The organism is Pseudomonas sp. PDM17 (assembly GCF_014851985.1).
Lineage (GTDB): Bacteria > Pseudomonadota > Gammaproteobacteria > Pseudomonadales > Pseudomonadaceae > Pseudomonas.
The window spans coordinates 391,558-411,981 of record NZ_JACVAT010000005.1; the positions used below are offsets into that span (position 1 = coordinate 391,558).

The following is a 20,424-nucleotide window of genomic DNA, read 5'->3' on the forward strand; positions in this document are numbered from 1 at the left end:
TTCCGGAGGCTGCCATGGGACGTGAACGGCAGCGAGGCGCAATCGGCGTCATGGCGGCGGGAACGCTGCTGCTGGCGCTGATCTGCCTGGCCCTGGTGATCGACACCGGGCGCCTGTACTTCGAACAACGCAAGCTGCAGCGTGTGGCGGATATGGCGGCGCTGGAAGCGGCCACCCAGGGCGGTATGTGCGGCTCGCAGCTGGCCACCGACATCCAGGGTTACGTCACCGCCAGCGCGGCGAAGAACGGCTTCGTGCCCGGCACCGGCGACACGCTGGTCGGGACACTGGGCAGTGTCAGTTTTTCTGCCGGTTACGGCAGTGCCGATTCTCAGCGAGTTTTCAGCGCTGGCGGCAACCTGGCGGATTCCGTGCGCGTGCAGGCCACCCACAGCGTTCCCTCCAGCCTGGTACTCAACGTCGCCAGCCTGTTCAGCGGTGCGTCGAGCACTACGGTGATCAGTGCCCAGGCCGTGGCACGGCGCTCGGCGATGGCGGGAATTTCCGCGGGTAGCGGTGTGCTGAGCCTGGACTCGAGCAACTCGCCGTTGCTCAATGCCCTGCTCGGCGGGCTGCTGGGCACCAACCTCAACCTGGACGTGGTGACTTACCAGGGCATCGCCGGGGCCAACGTCTCGCTGCTTGCCCTGAGCCAGCAGCTCAAGGCCGCCGGGGTGAACCTCGAACTGGGCAAGATCGACAGCCTGCTGGGCGCCAACGTCACCGCGGCACAGCTGCTCCAGGCCATGGTCAACGCGGCGGACTCCTCACAGCTGGCCGGGGTGAATACGGCGCTGCTGCGTACGGCGCTGGCCACCATCAACGTACCGACGGCGCAACTGACTCTGGGGCAGATTCTCAGCGTGGTGGCGCCGGACAGCGTGCGCGATACGGCGCTCAGTGCCGGGGTCAATATGCTGGACCTGCTGATGGCGACGGCGCTGGTGGCGAACAAGAACAACGCGGTGACCATCCCCACCCAGAAGCTCGCCGTGCCTGGACTGCTCACGCAGAGTCTGACTCTGTCGGTAATCAACCCTCCGCAGATCGCTATCGGCTATCCCGGCCGCAACGCCGACGGCTCATGGAGGACTCAGGCACGATCATCGCAGGTCAATCTGACGGTGAAGGCTAACGTGGACCTGCTCAATCTCGGCCTGGTGAAGTCCGATGTGACCCTGGTTGCCGCAGTCGCGCCAGGTTCCGCCGCACTGGAAAGTATCCAGTGTGGAGGGGTTGGCAAGCCGGTGACGGTGGGTGTCCAGGCACAACCTGGCATCGCTTCCCTGAGCCTTGGCGCCTCGGTCAATCTGGTGAGCCTGGGATCGGGCTATCTTGCCAGTGTCGACATCACCACTCCTTCGGGGCCCGTGACAATTGCTACTTCAGCCCCGACTGCGCTGACCTACATCGTAGCCAGCCCCAGCGATCTGCCCAGCGCGGTTCAGCGTGCCCAGAGTCCACTCGGGGCATCTTTGGGGGCGGGCATGGCGAGCCTCAGCAACGGGCTGAAAATCAAAGTGTCGTTGGGCTCGCAGGGATTGCTGTGCAACCCGTTGCTGGGCTGGCTGCTGTGTGACCTGGGCAAGCTGGTGGACAGGGTTGCCGGTGCGGTCATCAACTCCGCCACCGACCTGGAGAAGCTCCTGACCAAGGCCCTGGCGGACCTGGTCACGGCCTTGGGCAACGCGCTAATCGACCCATTGTTGAAACTCTTGGGCATCCAGACCGGCATCCTCGACGTGCGCCTGATCGACCTCCAGACCGGCGGCGCGGAGCTGCTGATCTGAAGATCGTCAGAGGGTGAGGCGGACTCAGTGCACCGCGCTGCTCTGCGACGCGCTGGGGGAGATGGCGAGGGCGAGCTGGGTGCGGTTGTGCATGTGCATCAGCCGCAGCACCTGGGAGACATAGAGCTTCACGGTGTTCTCGGTGATCCCCAAGTCGTAGGCGATCTGGTAGTTGGTCAGCCCTTTGCTCACCAGGCGCGCCACTGCCTGCTGGCGCGGCGAGAGCTTGTTGAACAGCGGGTTGTTGACCACCGGCGTCATCTGCTCGGCGTTGCTCGGCGCTGCGCTGGCCGCAGGCTCGGGCTGTTCCTGCTTGAGCGCGCCGCTGCTGGCCGGCTGGCCGCCGCCACCATGGACTTCATACTTGATCTTGTGGATATCCCGCGAGATCGAGTTGAGTGATTCGGCGAGGTATTCCAGGCGCTGGTTCACGTGGCTCAGGCTGAGCTGGCTGCGGATGCGCTCGTGCAGGCGCGCCTCCAGGCGTTCCAGGCCCTTGAGCAGGTCCATCGGCGCTACCGGCTTCTGATAGTAATCGGCGACACCGACACGCATGGCCTCGATCACTTCCTGGCTGCCTTGCTGGCCGGTGAGGATGATGGTCTCGAAGAACCGCGTAGCGCCGGCCACGTCCTTGAGCGCCTCGACCACGCGGATGCCGTTGTCGCGTCCCAGACCCAGGTCGCAGATCACCAGGCCGATCGAGGCGTCATCGCGGAACTTCTGCAGGGCACTGTCCTTGCTGTCGCTGACCACGCAGCGGTAGCCGCTGTTCTCCAGCAGTTCGGAAAGCTCCGCAGTAACCTGAGGCTCGTCATCGATGACCAGCACGCTGAAACGGCGATTGGCCGTTTTTTCCATGACTGCACGCTCCTTGAAGGATTGCTTCCATTATTTTTATCGTCCGGCCGTTCAATTACCGTAGCCGGATCGTCCCATCAGGTGATGGATGGTATTAACCCTTAGCATATAGTCGTTAAGTTTGGACTCTGCCAATTGTCGGAATCATTTTTATTTGAGGAGCGAGAGGGTCGTCAGAAGACCGGCGAACAGCGCGAAGATGAACGGAAATGACTTGAACTTTGACGGTTGCAGTTTGGTTAATTGCGATTTGCAATTAGCCGGTACTTTGTCCGAATCAATCAAAAGTTTGCTGGCGAACATCAGCACTACACAGAACAGGCAGGCCACCGCCAGGGTGTACAACACCGTCAGCGGGTCGCTGGCCAGGCCCAGGGCGATCAGTATTTTCACGTCGGCCGCGCCCAGCTTCCCCAGCCAGTAGCCCGGCACGCTGAGCAGCGCCGCCAGTAGCGCGGCAACCCCCGCGGCAAGCGGCGCATAGCCCGTCAGCGTGTGGCCCGTGACCAGCAGGAACAGCAGGGCGGCCAGCGCCCCGCCCAGGGTCAGCCAATTGCTGACCCGCAGCCGCGTGAGGTCCTGACTGGCACAGACGGCGAACCAGCCCAGCAGGCAGAGTTTGAACAGCATCGAGAATATCCTTATCCCGGAACGGCGACTTCGAAGCAGGTTAGGGGAGTTTTAAGGTATCCCGCACTCCAGCGCCATATTGCAATTGAAGCCATGGGTAATCGAGTTTGGCTCGTAACGTTATTCCGATAGGCCATGAGGGCGAATCGTGGAAGAGCGCCTAGTATTGCTGGAGAGCGGTATTTATCCGACGGCGAGTATCTTCAGGAAAGTTTCGCTGTGCCGACAAGTTGAACGATCATTCAAGTTGGAAGTTGGTCCGGGAGTATTTCGCATGAACGGAGTCGGCAGGCGTGGCACTCAACGAGGCGCGGTGGCTATCGAGTTCGCCGCCGTATTCGTGCTGTTCTTCGCAGTTCTCTACGGACTGCTCGGTTATTGCGTGCCCCTGCTGATGCTGCAGTCGTTCAACGATGCGGCGGCGGCGGGCGCGCGAGTGGCCGTCTCGGTGAATCCCCAGGCCGCGGGTGGTTACAGCGCCGCCCTGAAAGCGGCTGTGGATAACGCCGTGACACAGCGCCTGAGCTGGATGCCGGCGAGCTGGCGCAATGGCTGCTACAGCGGGCAGTTCATGGATACCCCGGTAACCGAGACGGTCTCGGGACGCCAGTACACGCGCGTCCGTGTGTGTGTCAGCTATCCCTACGCCACCTCGCCCATCGTTCCGCTGCTGACCCTGCCGGGAATCGGCACGGTGCCGCGCCTGCCCGACGTGCTCAGCGGCACCGCCAGCGTCCTGCTCTGAGGTACTGGATGTTCGATTTCTGGCGCTCCAGGCCTCGCGGCCAGCATGAGATGATCGAGAATCCGGTGCCGAGCCGGCCCCTGGCGGCACGCCGGCGTCCGGCGCTGCCGGTGGAAGAGCTGAGTGAGCCCGTAGTGACCGGCCACTGGGACCTGTGGCTGGAGCTGGACAGCCGCGATCGCGTCATCGCCCGTGGCGGCAGCCAGGCTCACCGTCTGCTCCCGCCGGTTCCGGGCAATGGCGACCTGCCCGGGCTGGGTGACTATCTGGACCGGCGCGTTCCCGGTGGCATGCAGGTGTCCAGTCTGCGAGGCGGCGAGCGGCTCGACCTGGTTCTGCGCAGCACCGGTGACCTGCCGCTGGTGTGCCGCTTCCAGGCGGTCCTGCAGCCCAACGAGCATTGCCTGCTGCTGGGTACGGACATCTCCGACCTGAACTGGCAGTCCGACAGCCAGCAGCACAAGCTGCAATGCCTGAGTCTCAGCAAACTGCTGCTGGCGCGCCTGCGCCACAGTTCGCAACGCCGCCTCGGCGAGGCCGTCGGTGAAGTGCTGGAGGCGTTCTGCAGCAACTTCCACATGCGTAGCATGGCTCTGTTGCTGGAAGCGCCGGACCAGAGCCTGCGGGTCTTTGCCTGCTACGTACAGCCCGGTTTCGACAGCTTGCTGCGGGAAAACCTGGCCGTGCCCGGTGACGAGTTGCGCGCCGCCAGCGGCGCCTGCCTGCTAGGGGCGGACGACAGTCCGTCGGAGCTGCTGCGTACCCTGTGCTGCACCCAGCTCTACCTGATACCGGCCCCTGTGCGCGGTGGGCGGCTGGCCGGGTTGCTGGCCGAGCCGATGGAGCACGGCGGCAGCTGGCCAGGGCTGGCGCCGAGCGACTGGCAGTACCTGGCGGAGATCCTCACCAACCTCGTCCACGAGCGCACCGAACTGCACGGTCTGCGCGACAGCAGCCGGCGCCTGAATCTGCTGCAGGACATGGTGGGCGGCGGCTGGTGGCGCTTGCACGTCGACGAGGACCTGTTCGAACTGTCGCCGGCGGTGGCGGCGAGCCTGGGATTGCCCGCCGGGCAGCTGCAGCTGGCGTTGGCCGACCTGCTGAGCCAGCTGCACCCCGCCGACGCCGATGAACTCAGCCTGCGCCTGCGTAACCTGCAACCGGGCGGGCGGCTGGTCCAGGACCTGCGTCTGCGTGGTGCGGCTTCCACACAGACGCGTCGCTGGCTGCGCCTGCAGGGCCGGCGGCAGGCGCGCGCCGGCGACCAGCTGATGGACGGCGTGCTACTGGACATCAGCGAAGGCAAGTTGCAGGAAGAACAGGCGCTGGCCGCCCACGCCCGTTTGCGTAACCTGATCGACAGCGCACCGGTGGTGATCTACGTGCAGCGCGTGGAGGAGGGGCACCTGATCCCCGAGTTCTACAGCGAGAGCGCCGGCAACCTGCTTGGCCTCGACCTGCAGGGCCAGAACTGGCAGGCGCTGGCCGAGCGGGTGCATCCCGAAGACCTGGAGACTTTTCTCGACCGTGGCCGCGAGCTGCTGCGCGAAGGCCGCGTGCGCACCGAGTACCGCCTGTGCGACAGCGCTGGAGAGTGGCACTGGCTGTACGACGAGGCGAAGCTGCTGCGCGATATCCAGGGCATCCCGCAGGAGGCCGTCGGCCTATGGCTCGATGTCACCGAGCAGCACCTGGCCGCACTGCAGATCGCCGAGAGCGAGGAGCGCTATCGCGTGCTGGTCGAGGACTCCCCGGCACTGATCTGCCGCTATGACCCCGGCCTGCAGCTGACCTTCATCAACCACACCTTTGCCCAGGTGCTCGGTGAACCGGTGGACGCGCTGCTCGGCCGGCGGCTCGACGAGTGGCTCTCGGAGCAGGACTGCAGTGCCCTGCGCGCGCGCCTGGTGGGCGGCGGCAAGGGGGCGGTGGACGATTCCTGGGAGCTGCGTTTCTGCCTCCCCGGCCAGCGCAACCTCTGGCTGATCTGGTCGGACCGGCCGTTGCTGGACGCCGAGGGGCGGTTGGTGGAAATCCAGGCCGTGGGCCGCGACAACACCGCCGTCCGCCACGCCCAGCAGCAACTGGCCCAGGGCGCGAAAATGGCCAGTCTGGGCGAGATGGTCAGCGGCATGGCGCATGAGATGAAGCAGCCGCTGCACGTCATGCGCATGTCCCTTTACAACGCCCGGCAGAAACTGGGCGAGCCCGAATACCTGAAGGAAAAGCTCGAGCGTGCGGACGCGCAGATCGACCGGCTCTCGCGGGTGATCAGTCACATGGGCGTGTTCAGCCGCAAGTCGGAGCTGGAGGCCGCGCCGTTCGATCCCTACGACGCCTGCGAAGGCGCCGTTGCCTTGCTGGGCGAAAGCCTCACGCAGCAGGGCATCACCCTGGAGTGCCGGCCGCCGGCGCAACGGGTGGTGGTGCGTGGCTATGCCGACCAGCTGGAGCAGGTGCTGATCAACCTGCTGGCCAACGCCCGTGACGCGCTGCTGGGGCGTGGAGAAGAGGGCGCGCGCTGGGTCGGCGTGTCGCAGGAGCCCTGCACGGACCCCGGCTGGGTGGAGCTGCATGTGCGCGACAACGCTGGCGGCATCGACCCGGCGGTGATCGAGCGCATCTTCGAGGCCTTCTTCACCACCAAGCCCATTGGCAAGGGTACAGGGCTGGGGCTGTCGGTGAGCCACGACCTGATCCGCAACATGGGCGGCAGCCTGTCTGTGGATAACTTCAAGGGCGGCGCGCGTTTCGTCATCCGCCTGCCGAGGCAGGCCATTACGGTTTGAGCGTCCGGAAATGAAAAACGCCTGCGGATGCAGGCGTTTTTCGTGGAGCGCGGCGCTGGATCAGCCGATGAAGCGCGAGGACAGCCAGAACAGGCCGGCCGACAGCGCGATCGACACGGGCAGGGTCAGCACCCAGGCCATGAGGATGTTGCGGATCGTGCTGCCCTGCAGGCCGCTGCGGTTCGCCACCATGGTGCCCGCTACGCCCGAGGACAGCACGTGGGTCGTGGACACCGGCAGGCTGTAGATGTTGGCCATGCCGATGGCGGCGGTCGCGGTGAGCTGGGCGGCGATGCCCTGGGCATAGGTCATGCCCTGCTTGCCGATCTTCTCGCCGACGGTGAGCACCACGCGCTTCCAGCCGACCATGGTGCCGATGCCCAGGGCCAGGGCCACCGCGATGATCACCCAGAAGGGCGCGTATTCGGTGGTGCTGGTCAGGTCCTTGCGCAGCTTCTCGAGGTCCGCCTTCTCGCGGGACGGCAGCTCGGACAGCTTGCCGACCTTCTTCGCGGTGTCGTCCAGGCACAGTAGGTAGCGGCGCACCTGGACGCGCTCGTCGTCGTTCAGGTCGTTGTAGCTGGAGACGCCGTGCAGGTCGCTCAGCAGGCCCTTGAGGGTCGCTTCGGTCTGCTTCGGCTCGCAGCGGTACAGGTCGGGCATGTCCGCTTCGCCGGCCTTGCCCAGTGCGAGCATCTCGCCGAGGGTGTCGGAGTGGCGGTTGTAGAACTGCTGCAGGTGGATGGCGGCGTCGCGGGTGCGCTCGATCTGGTAGGTGGTGCTGTTCAGGTCGAGGACGAACTTCGCCGGGACGATGCCGATCAGCACCAGCATGATCAGGCCGATACCTTTCTGGCCGTCGTTGGAGCCGTGCACGAAGCTCACGGTCATGGCCGAGATCACCAGCACCAGGCGGTTCCAGAACGGCGGGTGCTTCTTCTCGTCGACGTCGCGGCGGGTTTCCGGGGTCTTGTGCATCTTCGACAGCGGATACAGCCACTTCAGGCCGATCAGCAGGGCGCCGGCGACGATGAAGCCGGCCAGCGGCGAGAAGATCAGCGACAGGCCGATGTCGATGGCCTTGCCCCAGTTGATCCCGTCGGCCACCGGTACGCCATTGATCAGGGCGTTCGCCAGGCCCACGCCGAGGATCGAGCCGATCAGGGTGTGCGAGCTGGAGGCCGGGATGCCGAAGTACCAGGTGCCCAGGTTCCAGGTGATGGCGGCGGCCAGCAGCGAGAACACCATGGCCAGACCGTGGCCGGTGTTCACGTTGATCAGCAGCTCCACCGGCAGCAGGTGGACGATCGCGTAGGCAACGCCGACACCACCGAGCAATACGCCGAGGAAGTTGAAGATGCCGGAGAGGATCACCGCGCGGTACGGGGACATGGCCTTGGTGTAGATGACCGTGGCCACCGCGTTAGCGGTGTCGTGGAAGCCGTTGATGAACTCGAACGCCAGGACGAATGTGAGTGCCAGCACCAGGCTGATACCCACCCAGAGATCGAGTCCGCTGAAGAGATCGAACATGAAAATTCTATGACCGGTCGGAGACGGGGCGGCGATTATGCCAGAAGCTTGGAGCACCGTATTTAGCCTGAAACGGTTTCTCCAATTTGCGCGACGCCTCGTCGCACGGCGCTTTCAGGCAGTGTGGAAAAAGTTTGCAATGCTTCCACGCGGGCCGCCGGCCCATCGGATGAGTGTTTGCAGGCCAACTGGCAGGCTCCCCCACGGAGCGCTGCTCGCCCATCGCATCAAGACTTTCCCACAACAGATTCGGGCGGGTCTTTCAGCCTGGGGTCGTACCTGCGATTTAAACGGAAGCCGCTTCCTGATCCTTTTTCTGTCGTTCTTCTTCGATTCTTTCCAGTTCCCGGTCGAAGGCCCTGTCCTGCACGCTGGGTCGCTTGCGCCAGGGTTTCTTGCCGGGTTCGGGCTGGGCGGCATAAAGGGTCACTTCGCCGCCCTGTTCATCCTTGAAACGTTGCTCCTGGCGCTCCAGTTCCGCGCGCAGTTCGTCTTTGGTCACGATCATTCCTGATGACTGAAAGCTGATGACTAAAAGCTGATGATTTGAAGAGGGTGACTGGCAGCTGATGACGATGGGCCGTTCGCTGGCTGTCGACGTCCCGCCTGGGCGACGCCCTGGAAGTGTAGACGCTCAGCTTGCACTGGCGTGCCGGCTGCACAAACGGCGCGGATTATAACCTTTCGCGGGGGGAGGCCGGACGGGGATCGCCGACGGACGGTTTCAGCCCGCTGCTGGCGCGGGCTGAACTCACCTCAGCCGGTTCGGCTGAGGCTCAGTTCACCGATCTTTTCCAGGCGGGCGCGGACGATGTTGCGGCTGATGCCCAGCAAGCGGCCGGTCTGCAGCTGGTTGCCATGGCAGAAGTGGTAGGCGGTGCGGAACAGCACTTCCTCGACGTGCTCGTAGAGGTCGGGCTTGTTGCTTTCGAACAGCTCCAGCAGCGCCTGCTCCAGGGTGGCCTCGACGCGGGGAGCCAGGGCGTGGGGGAAGGTTTCGTGGCGCAGCGAGTCGTGGCGAGGCGCGGACGGCAGCTCGGCGAGCTGCAGGTCGCCCGGCTGCACCTGCTGGTTGCGGCACACCAGCAGAGCGTGGTGGATGGCGTTCTCCAGTTCGCGGATGTTGCCCGGCCAGGTGTGCCCCAGCAGCTTGCGCTCGGCCTCGGGGCTCAGGGCCGCGCGGTTGTAGCCCAGGCGCTGGCAGTGCTCTTCCAGGAAAAATTCGGCAAGCGGCAGGATGTCGCCGGGGCGCTCGCGCAGCGGGGGCAGGCGGATGGTGGCGACGTGCAGGCGGTAGAACAGGTCTTCGCGGAAGTGCCCGGCCACCACCGCGTCGGCCAGGTTGACGTTGGTGGCGGCGACCACCCGCACGTTGATCGGCACCGGTGTGCGCGAGCCGAGGCGCACGACTTCGCGCTCCTGCAGCACGCGCAGCAATTTCACCTGCATGTTCAACGGCAGGTCGCCGATTTCGTCAAGGAACAGGGTGCCGCCATTGGCAGCCTCGAACCAGCCGGCCTTGCTGCTGGTGGCACCGGTATAGGCGCCTTTTTCGTGGCCGAAAAGCTCGCTTTCCACCAGCGTCTCGGAGAACGCGCCGCAGTTCACCGCCACGAAGGGCGCGCCACTGCGGCGGCTGAGCTTGTGGATATGCCGCGCGACCAGCTCCTTGCCGGTACCGGTCTCGCCGATGATCAATGCGTTGGCCTCGCTAGGAGCCAGGCGCTCGATACGGTTGAGCAGATCCTGCGAGCGCGGGTCCTTGAACACCAGCACCGTGGCGCGGACCGACTTGGTTTGCTCGCGGGCATTGGGAAGGGTCAACAGCGACATGGCAGGTTCCTGGTGTACCGAATGGGTGGCAGCGCCATACTGCGGTATTTTTGATATTTCAAAAAATTATCAATTCGAATTTATATATAACTATTTTTATTTTTCGCCTCGTGCAAGCCATCACGGGCCGGGCGGGACGAAGTGCAGCATCGTGGCGCAGCCCTCGCGAATGCTGGGCTGCGAGCTACGCTCAGAGTGGCAATTCCATCCTGGGAGACCACTCCATGACCACCGTTCGGATTCCGCTGCTCGTCCTGGCTCTGCTTTTTTCGGCGCAAGGCTTTGCCGCTACCGCCGCGCAGACCGCGCAGCAGGAGAAGATGAAAACCTGTAACGCCGACGCCACCACCAAGGCGCTCAAGGGTGATGAGCGCAAGGCGTTCATGAGCACCTGCCTGAAGGCGGGCGGGGGCGAAACCAAGGCGACGACGGCGCAGCAGGAAAAGATGAAGACCTGCAATGCCGATGCGACGAAGAAGGCGCTCAAGGGTGATGAACGCAAGGCGTTCATGAGCACCTGTCTGAAGAAGTGAGGATGGAGCGCGGCAGGGCCGCGCGGGAAACGAAAAAGGGCAGCCGTGGCTGCCCTTTTCATTGGGTCTTTTTCACCGGTCCGCCATTACAGGCCCGAGAAGACCAGCCAGGCCGCGGCCAGGGCGTAGAGGACGATCACCGCATCCATGCGCAGCGCAGGCGGGAGTCGCCGCACGAGGTTCATTTCTTGGCCACCGCGGACCAGAAGCCCTGGGCATTACGGAAGGGCTGGCGGGCCATCTGTTCGGGACGGGTGATGCCGTCGGCACGCAGGGCGTTGACGAGGGCGGAAAAGGACTTGGCGCTGTAGCTCATGATCGGGCTCCCGATGCTTTCTCTCCTTGGGGTGGAGCTATGAAAACACCCGGGCCACTATCGACGGAAATGGATCGTCTTAAGGGTGACCATCGATGAAATTGATGGAAGGCCAGGTCAGTTCCAGCTGGCTCCTGAAATGCCGCGCCTCGCCGGTGACCGGGTCGACGAACGCCAGTTGCCTGGCCAGCAGCTTCAGCGGCTTGTCGAAGTCTTCCGGCGGTCGCTCGCCGCGCGGCGGCAGCGTCGGGTAGAGCGGATCGAAGCACAGTGCCGCGCCCAGGCCCGACATGTGCACGCGCAACTGGTGACGTTTGCCCGACACCGGATGCAAGCCATAGCGCCACAGCTCGCCGCGCTGTTCCAGCACCTCGATGCGCGTTTCGCTGTTGGGCTCACCGTCCACTTCCTGCATACGGATGAAGGGATCGCCCTCGACCATTCGCGAGCGATGCACCAGCGGGAAATCCCGTTGTCGCAGCGCCGGGGCGATCGCTTCGTACATCTTGTGGATGCGCCGCTCGCGGAACAGCGCCTGGTAGGCGTCGCGGTTGTCCGGGTTGGTGGAGAACAGCACCAGCCCGGCGGTGAGCCGGTCGATGCGGTGCAGCGGCACCAGCTGCGGGTTGTCCAGGCGCTTGCTGAGGCGGGCGAGGAGGGTTTCCTCGACGTACTGCCCGGCGGGCGTCACCGGCAGGAAGTGAGGCTTGTCCGCCACCACCAGGTGATCGTCGGCATACAGGATGCGTTCCTGGAAGGGGATCGGTGTTTCCTGCGGCACTTCGCGGAAGTAGTGGATGCGCAGTGCTTCGTGGTAGGGATGCTCGGGGCCGACGGGTTGGCCGTCGTTGTCCAGCACCTTGCCGCGCGCCATGCGGTCCAGCCAGGTGTCGCGGCTGATCGCCGGGAAGCGCGCGCACAGGCAGTCGAGCACCGTCGTCCAGGGGCCGGCGGGCAGGTGCAGGATGCTGGCGCGTTGCTGGGCGGTGGAGAAGCGAGAGCTGGACATGCGGGCAGGCGACCGGGTTCGACAGGCTGCGCATTAGGCCGCAGCGGCGTGGCGGCCGTCAAAGCCGCCACGACTTCCGGTCTTTTAATGGGCCGTCCTCAGGCGGGGATCGGGTTGATCTCCACGGTGATGTGCGCCAGTTCTTCGTGGACCTGCAGGCGCTGGCGCACCAGCTCGGGCGTCAGGCCGCCGCTGCTGGCGAGGCTGAGGATGCAGGCGTAGCGCGACTTGCCCACGCGCCACAGGTGCAGGTCGGTGATGCGCGCCGGATTGGGCAGCTCGGCGACCACCTCGCGGATTTCCTCCACCACCGGGTCGTTCATCTCCGCATCCAGCAGCACCCGGCCACTCTGCTTGAGCAGGCCGACCGACCAGACGGCCACCAGCACGGCGCCGACCATGCCCATCATCGGGTCGAGCCAGGCGGCACCCCAGATCAGGCCGCCGATCAGGGCGATGATCGCGGCCACCGAGGTGGCGGCGTCGGCCAGCACGTGGAGGTAGGCGGCGCGCAGGTTCAGGTCGTGACCATGGTCGTGATGGTCATGGCCGTGGTGGTGGTCATGTCCATGAGGGTGATCGTGGCCATGGTGGTGCTCGCCGCGCAGCAGCCAGGCGCAGGCCAGGTTCACCAGCAGACCGATGACCGCGATGGCGATGGCCTGCTGGTAATGGATCGGCGAAGGGGAGAGCAGCCGGGCGACGGACTCGAACATCATCAGCGCCGCCACGCCCAGCAACAGGATGGCGCTGGTGTAGCTGGCGAGAATCTCGATCTTGAAGGTACCGAAGGCGAAGCGCGCGTCGCCCGTGAAGCGCCGCGCCGCCACGTAGGCGAAGAACGCCAGCCCCAGCGCCAGGGCGTGAGAACTCATGTGCCAGCCGTCGGCGAGCAGCGCCATGGAGTTGAAGATCCAGCCGCCGGCGATCTCCACCACCATCATCACGACGGTCAGCAGCGCGGCGCGCAGGGTGTTGCGTTCGGCCAGGGGATTGCCTTCGTGGAACTGGTGGTCGTGGCGACCGTCTTGCGGGTGGGCGGCGTGCTGCATGATGATGGTCCACAGGATCAGTCTGGATACTATACCCCAGTATACCTTTGGAGTTTTGACGTGGGACATACCATCAAGGACCAGAAGAAGCTGCTGACCCGGGTGCGGCGCATCAAGGGCCAGAGCGAAGCATTGGAACGGGCGCTGGAGGCGGGTAGCGAATGTGCGGCGATCCTGCAGCAGATCGCCGCCATCCGTGGCGCGGTGAACGGACTGATGGCCGAGGTGCTCGAAGGCCACCTGCGCGACCACCTGGGTGCCGAGGACCGTACCGCGGCGCAGCGCCACGAGGACCTCGAACAGGTCATGGGCGTGCTGCGCTCCTATTTGAAATAGGGCCGCCGCCGCGGTGTTTGAAGTAGAGCAGCCGAAGCTGCTCCATCAGTTGGACAGCCGCACCGCCAGCTCGTCGGCTTCTTCGGTCCAGTCCGAATCCTGCTGCAGCGCCTCGCGCAGGAACTGCGACTGGGCGGCGTTCCAGAACGGCGCGTCCGGCAGTTTCTGGCCCTCGGCGAGGCGGTGGCTGCCGAGGAAGGTATCGATGTCCTTGCGCCCGTCGGGCAGGCCCAGTTGCTTGAACAGGGCGCTCAGGCTGTGCTGGCTGGTATCCATGACGATCTCCTGGGTTGAAGTGGAGCGCGCCGCCACGGCGCGCAGCAATGGAACAACTATAGGAGCATCGGCCGGCGAGCAAGGTTCGGATTGGCAATCGGGGCGGAAATAGATAGCCTGCTTTCAATCGTCCCCGCACACGCTCCGCCACCCACCGTCAGGCCCGTCCATGAGCTCGTCCGAGCAGCGAACTGCCTCCGTCACCCTGCGCATCCTCGCGACCGTCTTCTTTACCTTCGTCCTCTTCCTGAGCATCGGCCTGCTGCTGCCGGTGCTGCCCGGCTTCGTCCACGAAGGCCTGGGCTACTCGACGGTGATCGCCGGCGTGGTGATCGGCCTGCAGTACATCGCCACCCTGCTGTCCCGCCCGCTGGCGGGCTACGTGGCCGACAGCTACGGAGCCAAGCGCGCCGTGCTCTACGGCCTGGGTGTTCTGGGCGCCGGCGGTGTGCTGGTGCTGGCGTCCACCAGCTTCGAGTCCGTGACCTGGCTGAGCCTGACCTTGCTGCTCGGCAGCCGTCTGCTCTTCGGCCTGGCGCAGGGGTTGCTGGGAATTGGTACGGCGAGCTGGGGTATTGCGCTGGTGGGCACGCAGAACACCGCCAAGGTGATTTCCTGGAACGGTATCGTTAGCTACGGCGGCATCGCCATCGGGGCACCGCTGGGAGTCACCATGTCGGCCTCGCTGGGCCTGTGGAGCCTGGGGGTGAGTATCCTGGTACTCACCGCGATGGGCTGGCTGGCAGCCCGAAGTCGGGAGGAGGTGCCGACTATTCCGGGCGTGCGCATGGCCTTCCATGCCGTGCTCGGCCGCGTGCTGCCCTACGGTATGTGCGTGATGCTCGGCTCCATCGGCTTCGGCACCCTGGCGACCTTCATCACCCTCTATTACGGCAGTCAGGGCTGGGCAAACCCGGCCTGGTGCCTGACGGCCTTCGGCGTCTGCTTCGTCGGCGCGCGGCTGATCTTCTCTGGCATGGTCAATCGCTTCGGCGGTTTCGCCGTCGCGGTGGTCTGCCTGGGTGTTGAGGTCTTCGGCCTGCTGCTGCTCTGGCAGGCGCCGGGGCCGGGTTTGGCGCTGCTGGGCGCGGCGCTCACCGGTTGCGGCCTGTCGCTGGTCTATCCGTCGCTGGGCGTCGAGGCGGTGTTGCGCATCCCGGCCAGCAGTCGCAGTGCGGGGCTGGGTGCCTACGCGCTGTTCTTCGACCTGGCGATGGGTATCGCCGGCCCGCTGATGGGGCTGGTTGCCGCCCGACATGGCTATGCGTCGATCTTCCTGGTTGCCGCCGGGCTGGCGCTCTGCGGCTTCGTCATTTGCTTCGGCCTGCTGCGCTTCACCCGGCAGCAGCACGAGGAGTTGCCCAGGGATTGAGCTGAGCGGGGTTTCACACCGGCGGAAACGCCTTGAAGGCGTCCAGCGCTTCGGCCTGTTCTGCCCAGTCGCGCACCGCCGGGTAGCTGTCCGCCGGAATGTCTTCGGAGTGCAGCAGCTGCACGAAGGTCCAGGCCACGGCGATGCTCAGCCCGGCCTGGTCCAGCGGCGCGCCGGCGTCCAGCGACATCTCGCGCAGTTCGCTTTCCAGTTGCGCCAGGGCCGCGTGCAGTTGCTGGTCGACGCGCTCCTGCCAGGTGTCCAGTTGCTTGTCCTGCGGGCGCTGCTGCTCGTAGTAGCGCTGCACCGCCTTTTCCATGACCGCCAGGGCCAGGCCCAGCAGGCGTGTGGCGCGCATCCGCGCGGCCGGCTCGGCGGGCATCAGGCTGCGCCCGGCCAGGTGTTCGAAGCAGTCGATAATCAGGGTGGAATCCATCAGCACCTGGCCGTCGCCCAGTACCAGACTCGGCGCCTTCACCACCGGGTTGATGCCGCGGAACTCCTCGTAGGTACGGAACACCGACAGCGACTGATGGCTGAATTCGATGCCGAGCAGACGCAGGGTAATGGCGACGCGGCGCACGTAGGGCGAGTCGAGCATGCCGATCAGGTGCGGAAGCTTCTGTTGCATGGGTGCATCCTGTTAGTAGAAATTGCATCGTGGCTAGCGCGGTTGTCCGCGCGCTGGCCATGAATCTAGCGGCTTTAGTCGCTGGTAAATAGCGACGATTAGTGACCAATTCGGTTAGGAAAACTTACATGAGCGCATTGCCACCGCTCTCCGCCCTGCGCAGTTTCGAGGCCGTTGCCCGGCTCGGCAGCGTGACCCTCGCCGCCAGCGAACTGCACGTCACACATTCGGCCATCAGCCAGCAGGTGCGCCAGCTGGAAAGCCTGCTGGGCGTCACCCTGCTGCAGCGCGAGGGGCGGGGATTGCGCCTGAGCGAGGAGGGCCGCCTGTATGCCCTGCAGATTCGTGGCGCGCTGCGCGATATCGCCGAGGCTACCCGCCTGGCGAAGGCGCGTCCGGGCGAGGATGAGCTGGTGGTGGCGCTCACTCCGTCCTTCGGCCAGAAGTGGCTGCTGCCGCGCCTGCCGGGCTTCCGCGCATCTTATCCACAGTACCGCCTGCGCCTGCTGGCCAGCCTGGAAGTGATGGACCTGCGCCAGGGCCTGGCCGACGTGGCGATCCGCATCGGCCAGGGACACTGGGAAGGGTTGGCGCAGGAATACCTGTTCGAAGATGAGGTGGTGGTCGTCGCTGCGCCGGACTTCAACGGCGGGCAGTTGCCCGGCAGCCCGGAAGAGATCCTCCGCTGCCCGCGCATTACCGGCTTCGAATCCTGGCTGGGCTGGTGCCAGGCGGCTGGCGTGGCGGTGCCGCAGGAAGCGGCGGAGTTCGTGGTGAATGACTCCAACCTGAGCATCGAGGCGGTGCGCATGGGGCAGGGAGTCGGTCTGGAGCGGCGTAGCCTGGTTGCCGGCGCGCTGGAAAGCGGCGAGTTGGTGGCGCTCAGCGATCTGCGCGTACCGTACGGCTTCCCCTACTGGCTGGTGTGGCCCGAGCGCGAGGCAACCCAGGCCAAGGTGGCAGCATTTGCCGGGTGGCTCTCGGGGGAAGTCGGGCGTTACCTGAAAGCGATCGAGTGAGGTGGGCGGATAGGCGCGGACTTTGTCCGCGATAGGCCCGCTTCGCGCCGGACACCATCGCGGACGGAGTCCGCGCCTGCGAAGGTCATGCCGCTAGAGCGTCCTCAGGTAAGCCACCAGGTCTGCCTTCTCTTCCTGATTCAGCTTGCGCTCCAGTACCAGATTGAAGAATTCCACAGTGTCGTCCAGCGTCAGCAGGCGATCGTCATGCAGGTACGGCGGCGAGTCCTTGATGCCGCGCAGAGGGAAAGTCTTGATCGGCCCGTCACCCACCGCCATCACGCCGTTGTCCTCCCTGGGCTTGAAGAAGCGCTCGGTCTTGAGGTTATGCATCAGGTTGTCGGTGAAGTAGGGCGGGGTGTGGCAGCCGGCGCAGGCGGCCTTGCCGTAGAACAGCTTCTCGCCGCGCAGTTCCTGCTCGCTGGCCTTGCCCGGAATCAGCTTGCCCTCCACGTCCAGCTTGGGCGCCGGCGGGAAGTCCAGCAGTGCCTGGAACTCACCCATGAAATGTACCTGGCTGCCACGATCGAGGATGTTCACCCCCTTCTTGGTGGCGATCACCGGGTCGCCGTCGAAGTAGGCGGCGCGCTGCTCGAACTCGGTGAAATCCTCCACCGTCTTCAGAGCCCGCTGCGAGCCGAACAGCCGCTGTACGTTCACCCCGCGCAGTGACGGCGTATCGATGCGGTGGCGGAACGCCTGCGGCCGCGCGTCTCCAGCCAGGTGCGTGGCGGCGTTGGTGTGGCCGTTGGCGTGGCAGTCGAAACAGGCCACGCCCCGGCTGGGCAACGCGCTGCGGCGATCATCGGTCTGGTTGAACTGCTGCTGGGCGAAGGGCGTGAGCAGCAGGCGGAGACCTTCGAGCTGTTTCGGGTTGAGGATGCCGGCGAAGGTCTCGTAGTAGTTGAACAGGGTGATCTGCTTGCCCTTGGATACGTCACCCAGGTCCGGCCGGGTGGTCAGGTAGATCGGCGCTGGGAATTCCGGGAGAAAGTGGTCGGGCAGGTCGAAGTCCAGGTCGAAGCGGGTCAGGTCGCGTTTTTCCTGCTGGTTGATCTCCTCGATGAGGAAGTGCGGGAAGACCATCCCACCCTCGGGATGGTTGGGATGCGGCAGCGGCAGGAAGCCGCCGGGGAACAGTCCCTTCTCGCGGATTTCATCGGGTGAGCGTTTCGCCAGGTCGTCCCAACTGGTGCCTTCGGGAAGCTTCACCCGTACGCCTTCCTGCACCGGCTTGCCGCGCGACATGGTCGCGCCCTTGGCCGGCTTGTCGGCGAGGTCGTAGCGTTGTTCGAGCAGGCTCTTGTGGGCTTGCGCGATCTTCGGTTTCTCCGCCGTCATGCGCTTCATCACGCTGGCGAAATCGTCGGTCTGAGTCGGGGCGTAACTGGACGGGAGTTTCTCTTCGGCGCCCGCCGCCCCGCTGTGCAGGGCCATGGCCATCGACAGGGCGATCAGGCTCCGTCGGTTCCGTACTGGCGTGTTCATCAGCCTTCCTCTTCTTCGTTGTTGTCGCGGAAAGTCACGGCGTACATCGCAGGCACAGGCCTAGGTCAGGGCTCTGGCGCCAGCAAATAGGCGTGGCCTATGGCGTCGATTGAGGAATACTGTCGGAAATCCGGATGGGCGGTCGCAGCGGGCGTGGCCAGGGAGCTCGCGGATGCTGGCCCCTGGCTGCCTATAGACGTGCGGGTTTCAGGCAAGCGATGCGCTTAGCGCAAATCGATCCGGGGCCGGCGGGTGCCGGCCCGGTTGGCCTCAGAAGACCTCGTCGATGTAGTGGAACGGATAGTCCGGGCTCTTGTACTTGCCGATCCTGCCGCGCTTGGGCAGCTTCACTTCTTCGCGCGGGATTTCCTTGTACGGCACGTGCTTGAGGATGTGCTTGATGACGTTCAGGCGCACGCGCTTCTTGTCCTCGGACGGTGCCACGATCCAGGGTGCCCAGGGCGAGTCGGTAGCGGCGAACATCAGGTCGCGGGCGCGGGTGTATTCGTCCCACTTGGTAAAGGACTTCACGTCCATCGGCGACAGCTTCCAGATCTTGCGGCCGTCGGTGATGCGGTCCCTCAGGCGGCGTTCCTGCTCCTCGGGGCTGACCTCCAGCCAGAACTTCAGCACGATGATCCCCGACTCGGTGAGCATGCGCTCGAACATCGGGGTCACGGCGAGGAACTTGTCGGCCTGCTCTTCGGTACAGAAGCCCATCACCCGCTCGACGCCGGCGCGGTTGTACCAGCTGCGATCGAAGATCACCACCTCGCCGGCTGAGGGCAGGTGCTTGATGTAGCGCTGGGCGTAGAGCTGCGACTTCTCGCGCTCGGTGGGCGTGGGCAGCGCCACCACCCGGAATACTCGCGGGCTGACGCGCTCGGTGAGCGCCTTGATGGTGCCGCCCTTGCCGGCACCGTCGCGACCTTCGAAAACGATGCAGACCTTCAGACCCTTGTGCACCACCCATTCCTGCAGCTTGACCAGTTCCACGGACAGCTTGCGCAGGTGTTCCTCGTACTCGCTGTTCTTCATCTTGCCTTGCGGTTCTACAGCCTGACTCTTGGCTTTGCTCTTCTTGCCCATCTTGGTCTCCATGTCGGGGCGTCGGGGTACCACTCCAGAGCATAGCGGTGGATTGCCATCGAGCATCTGCGAAAGCGACCCGATGCGCGTCGGACTTTGCTGTGAGCTGATCGGAAAGATCACTCAGCACGGCGGCGGGGGAGCCGATCCCCCACCGGGACGTTCACGACCACACTGACGCGCTTTTCATTCGCGTGCGCAGGAGTGCGCCGCTTCATCCCGCAACGGACCCCTCTGACTCATGCGCTGGAAAACCATTCGCAAGACCGGCCAGCGTGCGCTGGCCGCCACCCTGTTCCCCCTCCTGCACTGGCGCTGGTCGCGCTGTATCCAGCGCATGCCGGTGCTGTCGGAGCCCTACCGGAATGGCTTGCCGCCCGCCCAGAAGCACTGGCGAAAGTACCTGTGCCGTCACTGGAGCGTCCGGCGCCGGCTCGCTGCGCTGCTGGAGCACTATTCGCAGGTGGATTGCCTGCCCTGCGTCTGGAGAGACAGGTTGCTGGCCTTGGGGCCGGTGCATCTGAGCCAGGTCCCCCTGAAAAGCGGCGATGTGCTGGACGTGCTGCTGGAACCCTCGGACTTCTGCCGTGAGGGAGAGCTGGGTCTGTACCTGCGCAATGGTGCCGGCGAGCGCCTGTACTCGCTGAGTTTCACCCTCGGGAAGAATGACCAGCTGCTGATCGGTGGGCTACAGGGGCCTCGCACGACGATGGATGAAGGCACCGTCAAATGGCTGGGCAAGGAAATGTTCGGCCTGCGTCCCAAGAGCCTCCTGCTCACCGCTCTTTACACGCTGGGCGAGCAGATGGGCGGCCGCCAGTTGCTGGGCATCAGTGACTCCGCACACACCTGTTCGCACAAGCTCAAGTCCAGCTACGACGCCTTCTGGCGGGAGTCCCAGGCCAACCGCCACGGCCGCTACTGGTACCGCCTGCCTGCGCGCGAACCGGTGCGCGACATCGCTGAGGTGAAGAGCCAGCGGCGCAGCGAGTTTCGCCGCCGCGAAGCCCTTCGCGAGGAGATCGCCTGCTCCATCCGCAAAGTCTGGGAGCAGGGTGCCGTCGCCGCCTGATCGGCGCTGCAAAAAACTGCCCTGCCCGCCCGCTTTTTTGGTGAAATGCC

General features: G+C 64.9%; 20 protein-coding genes. 8 read left to right on the top strand and 12 right to left on the bottom strand.

Annotation, left to right across the window (positions count from 1 at the left end; translation table 11 throughout):
* Positions 1-14 precede the first annotated feature (14 nt).
* Positions 15-1,790, top strand: coding sequence for a pilus assembly protein TadG-related protein (locus IB256_RS20055; protein WP_192403786.1), 1,776 nt, complete (start codon positions 15-17; stop codon positions 1,788-1,790).
* A gap of 24 nt (positions 1,791-1,814) precedes the next feature.
* Here the strand turns inward: IB256_RS20055 and IB256_RS20060 are convergent, their stop codons facing one another.
* Both IB256_RS20060 and IB256_RS20065 read right to left on the bottom strand, forming a co-directional pair.
* Complete coding sequence (locus tag IB256_RS20060; RefSeq protein ID WP_138212347.1) at positions 1,815-2,651, bottom strand: response regulator transcription factor; 837 nt, start codon at positions 2,649-2,651, stop codon at positions 1,815-1,817.
* 150 nt (positions 2,652-2,801) lie between these two features.
* Positions 2,802-3,281, bottom strand: a complete 480-nt coding sequence (locus tag IB256_RS20065) for a prepilin peptidase (RefSeq protein ID WP_285886538.1) — start codon at positions 3,279-3,281, stop codon at positions 2,802-2,804.
* Positions 3,282-3,555: 274 nt separating this feature from the next.
* Here IB256_RS20065 and IB256_RS20070 point away from each other — a divergent pair, with 274 nt between their 5' ends.
* On the top strand, positions 3,556-4,026 hold the full coding sequence (locus IB256_RS20070; protein ID WP_192289897.1) for a TadE/TadG family type IV pilus assembly protein: 471 nt from the start codon (positions 3,556-3,558) through the stop codon (positions 4,024-4,026).
* 8 nt (positions 4,027-4,034) lie between these two features.
* Entirely contained in the window at positions 4,035-6,815 is a 2,781-nt protein-coding gene (locus IB256_RS20075; protein WP_192403788.1) for a PAS domain-containing sensor histidine kinase, read from the top strand.
* 60 nt (positions 6,816-6,875) lie between these two features.
* Here the strand turns inward: IB256_RS20075 and IB256_RS20080 are convergent, their stop codons facing one another.
* The 3 genes from IB256_RS20080 to IB256_RS20090 all read right to left on the bottom strand — a co-directional run bounded on the left by IB256_RS20080 (position 6,876) and on the right by IB256_RS20090 (position 10,181).
* Positions 6,876-8,348, bottom strand: a complete 1,473-nt coding sequence (locus IB256_RS20080) for an inorganic phosphate transporter (RefSeq protein ID WP_192403790.1) — start codon at positions 8,346-8,348, stop codon at positions 6,876-6,878.
* A gap of 286 nt (positions 8,349-8,634) precedes the next feature.
* Positions 8,635-8,850 carry a hypothetical protein gene (locus tag IB256_RS20085; protein WP_192289891.1) on the bottom strand — a complete coding sequence of 72 codons (216 nt, stop codon included), beginning with the start codon at positions 8,848-8,850 and terminating at the stop codon, positions 8,635-8,637.
* A 254-nt stretch (positions 8,851-9,104) separates the two neighbouring features.
* Entirely contained in the window at positions 9,105-10,181 is a 1,077-nt protein-coding gene (locus tag IB256_RS20090) for a sigma-54 interaction domain-containing protein (RefSeq protein WP_192289889.1), read from the bottom strand.
* 224 nt (positions 10,182-10,405) lie between these two features.
* Between IB256_RS20090 and IB256_RS20095 the strand changes: the two genes are divergently transcribed.
* Positions 10,406-10,714, top strand: coding sequence for a PsiF family protein (locus IB256_RS20095; protein WP_045209676.1), 309 nt, complete (start codon positions 10,406-10,408; stop codon positions 10,712-10,714).
* Positions 10,715-10,895: 181 nt separating this feature from the next.
* On the opposite strand, the gene IB256_RS30790 is transcribed toward IB256_RS20095, so the two are convergent.
* The 3 genes from IB256_RS30790 to dmeF all read right to left on the bottom strand — a co-directional run bounded on the left by IB256_RS30790 (position 10,896) and on the right by dmeF (position 13,091).
* On the bottom strand, positions 10,896-11,030 hold the full coding sequence (locus tag IB256_RS30790) for a hypothetical protein (protein ID WP_017519380.1): 135 nt from the start codon (positions 11,028-11,030) through the stop codon (positions 10,896-10,898).
* Between the two features lie 79 nt (positions 11,031-11,109).
* On the bottom strand, positions 11,110-12,039 hold the full coding sequence (locus tag IB256_RS20100; protein ID WP_192403792.1) for a pseudouridine synthase: 930 nt from the start codon (positions 12,037-12,039) through the stop codon (positions 11,110-11,112).
* 98 nt (positions 12,040-12,137) lie between these two features.
* Complete coding sequence (dmeF, locus tag IB256_RS20105; protein ID WP_192403802.1) at positions 12,138-13,091, bottom strand: CDF family Co(II)/Ni(II) efflux transporter DmeF; 954 nt, start codon at positions 13,089-13,091, stop codon at positions 12,138-12,140.
* 60 nt (positions 13,092-13,151) lie between these two features.
* Here dmeF and IB256_RS20110 point away from each other — a divergent pair, with 60 nt between their 5' ends.
* Complete coding sequence (locus IB256_RS20110) at positions 13,152-13,427, top strand: metal/formaldehyde-sensitive transcriptional repressor (protein WP_024764116.1); 276 nt, start codon at positions 13,152-13,154, stop codon at positions 13,425-13,427.
* 45 nt (positions 13,428-13,472) lie between these two features.
* Here IB256_RS20110 and IB256_RS20115 read toward each other — a convergent pair whose 3' ends face one another.
* Entirely contained in the window at positions 13,473-13,703 is a 231-nt protein-coding gene (locus IB256_RS20115; protein WP_081517540.1) for a DUF2789 domain-containing protein, read from the bottom strand.
* Positions 13,704-13,872: 169 nt separating this feature from the next.
* On the opposite strand from IB256_RS20115, the gene IB256_RS20120 reads away from it, so the two are divergent.
* Positions 13,873-15,075, top strand: a complete 1,203-nt coding sequence (locus tag IB256_RS20120; RefSeq protein ID WP_192403804.1) for an MFS transporter — start codon at positions 13,873-13,875, stop codon at positions 15,073-15,075.
* A 13-nt stretch (positions 15,076-15,088) separates the two neighbouring features.
* Here the strand turns inward: IB256_RS20120 and IB256_RS20125 are convergent, their stop codons facing one another.
* Positions 15,089-15,706: a glutathione S-transferase family protein gene (locus tag IB256_RS20125; protein ID WP_192289881.1), complete on the bottom strand. Its 618-nt coding sequence runs from the start codon at positions 15,704-15,706 to the stop codon at positions 15,089-15,091.
* Between the two features lie 128 nt (positions 15,707-15,834).
* On the opposite strand from IB256_RS20125, the gene IB256_RS20130 reads away from it, so the two are divergent.
* Positions 15,835-16,725 carry a LysR substrate-binding domain-containing protein gene (locus IB256_RS20130; protein WP_192289879.1) on the top strand — a complete coding sequence of 297 codons (891 nt, stop codon included), beginning with the start codon at positions 15,835-15,837 and terminating at the stop codon, positions 16,723-16,725.
* 93 nt (positions 16,726-16,818) lie between these two features.
* Here the strand turns inward: IB256_RS20130 and IB256_RS20135 are convergent, their stop codons facing one another.
* Both IB256_RS20135 and ppk2 read right to left on the bottom strand, forming a co-directional pair.
* On the bottom strand, positions 16,819-18,213 hold the full coding sequence (locus IB256_RS20135; protein ID WP_192289877.1) for a cytochrome B6: 1,395 nt from the start codon (positions 18,211-18,213) through the stop codon (positions 16,819-16,821).
* Between the two features lie 270 nt (positions 18,214-18,483).
* The gene (gene ppk2 / locus IB256_RS20140; protein WP_081518169.1) at positions 18,484-19,302 is read right to left on the bottom strand and encodes a polyphosphate kinase 2; all 819 of its coding nucleotides are present in this window, start codon (positions 19,300-19,302) and stop codon (positions 18,484-18,486) included.
* Between the two features lie 241 nt (positions 19,303-19,543).
* Here ppk2 and IB256_RS20145 point away from each other — a divergent pair, with 241 nt between their 5' ends.
* Positions 19,544-20,374 (top strand): VirK/YbjX family protein, encoded by an 831-nt coding sequence (locus IB256_RS20145; RefSeq protein ID WP_192289876.1) that lies wholly within the window; start codon positions 19,544-19,546, stop codon positions 20,372-20,374.
* The last annotated feature ends 50 nt before the right edge of the window (positions 20,375-20,424 follow it).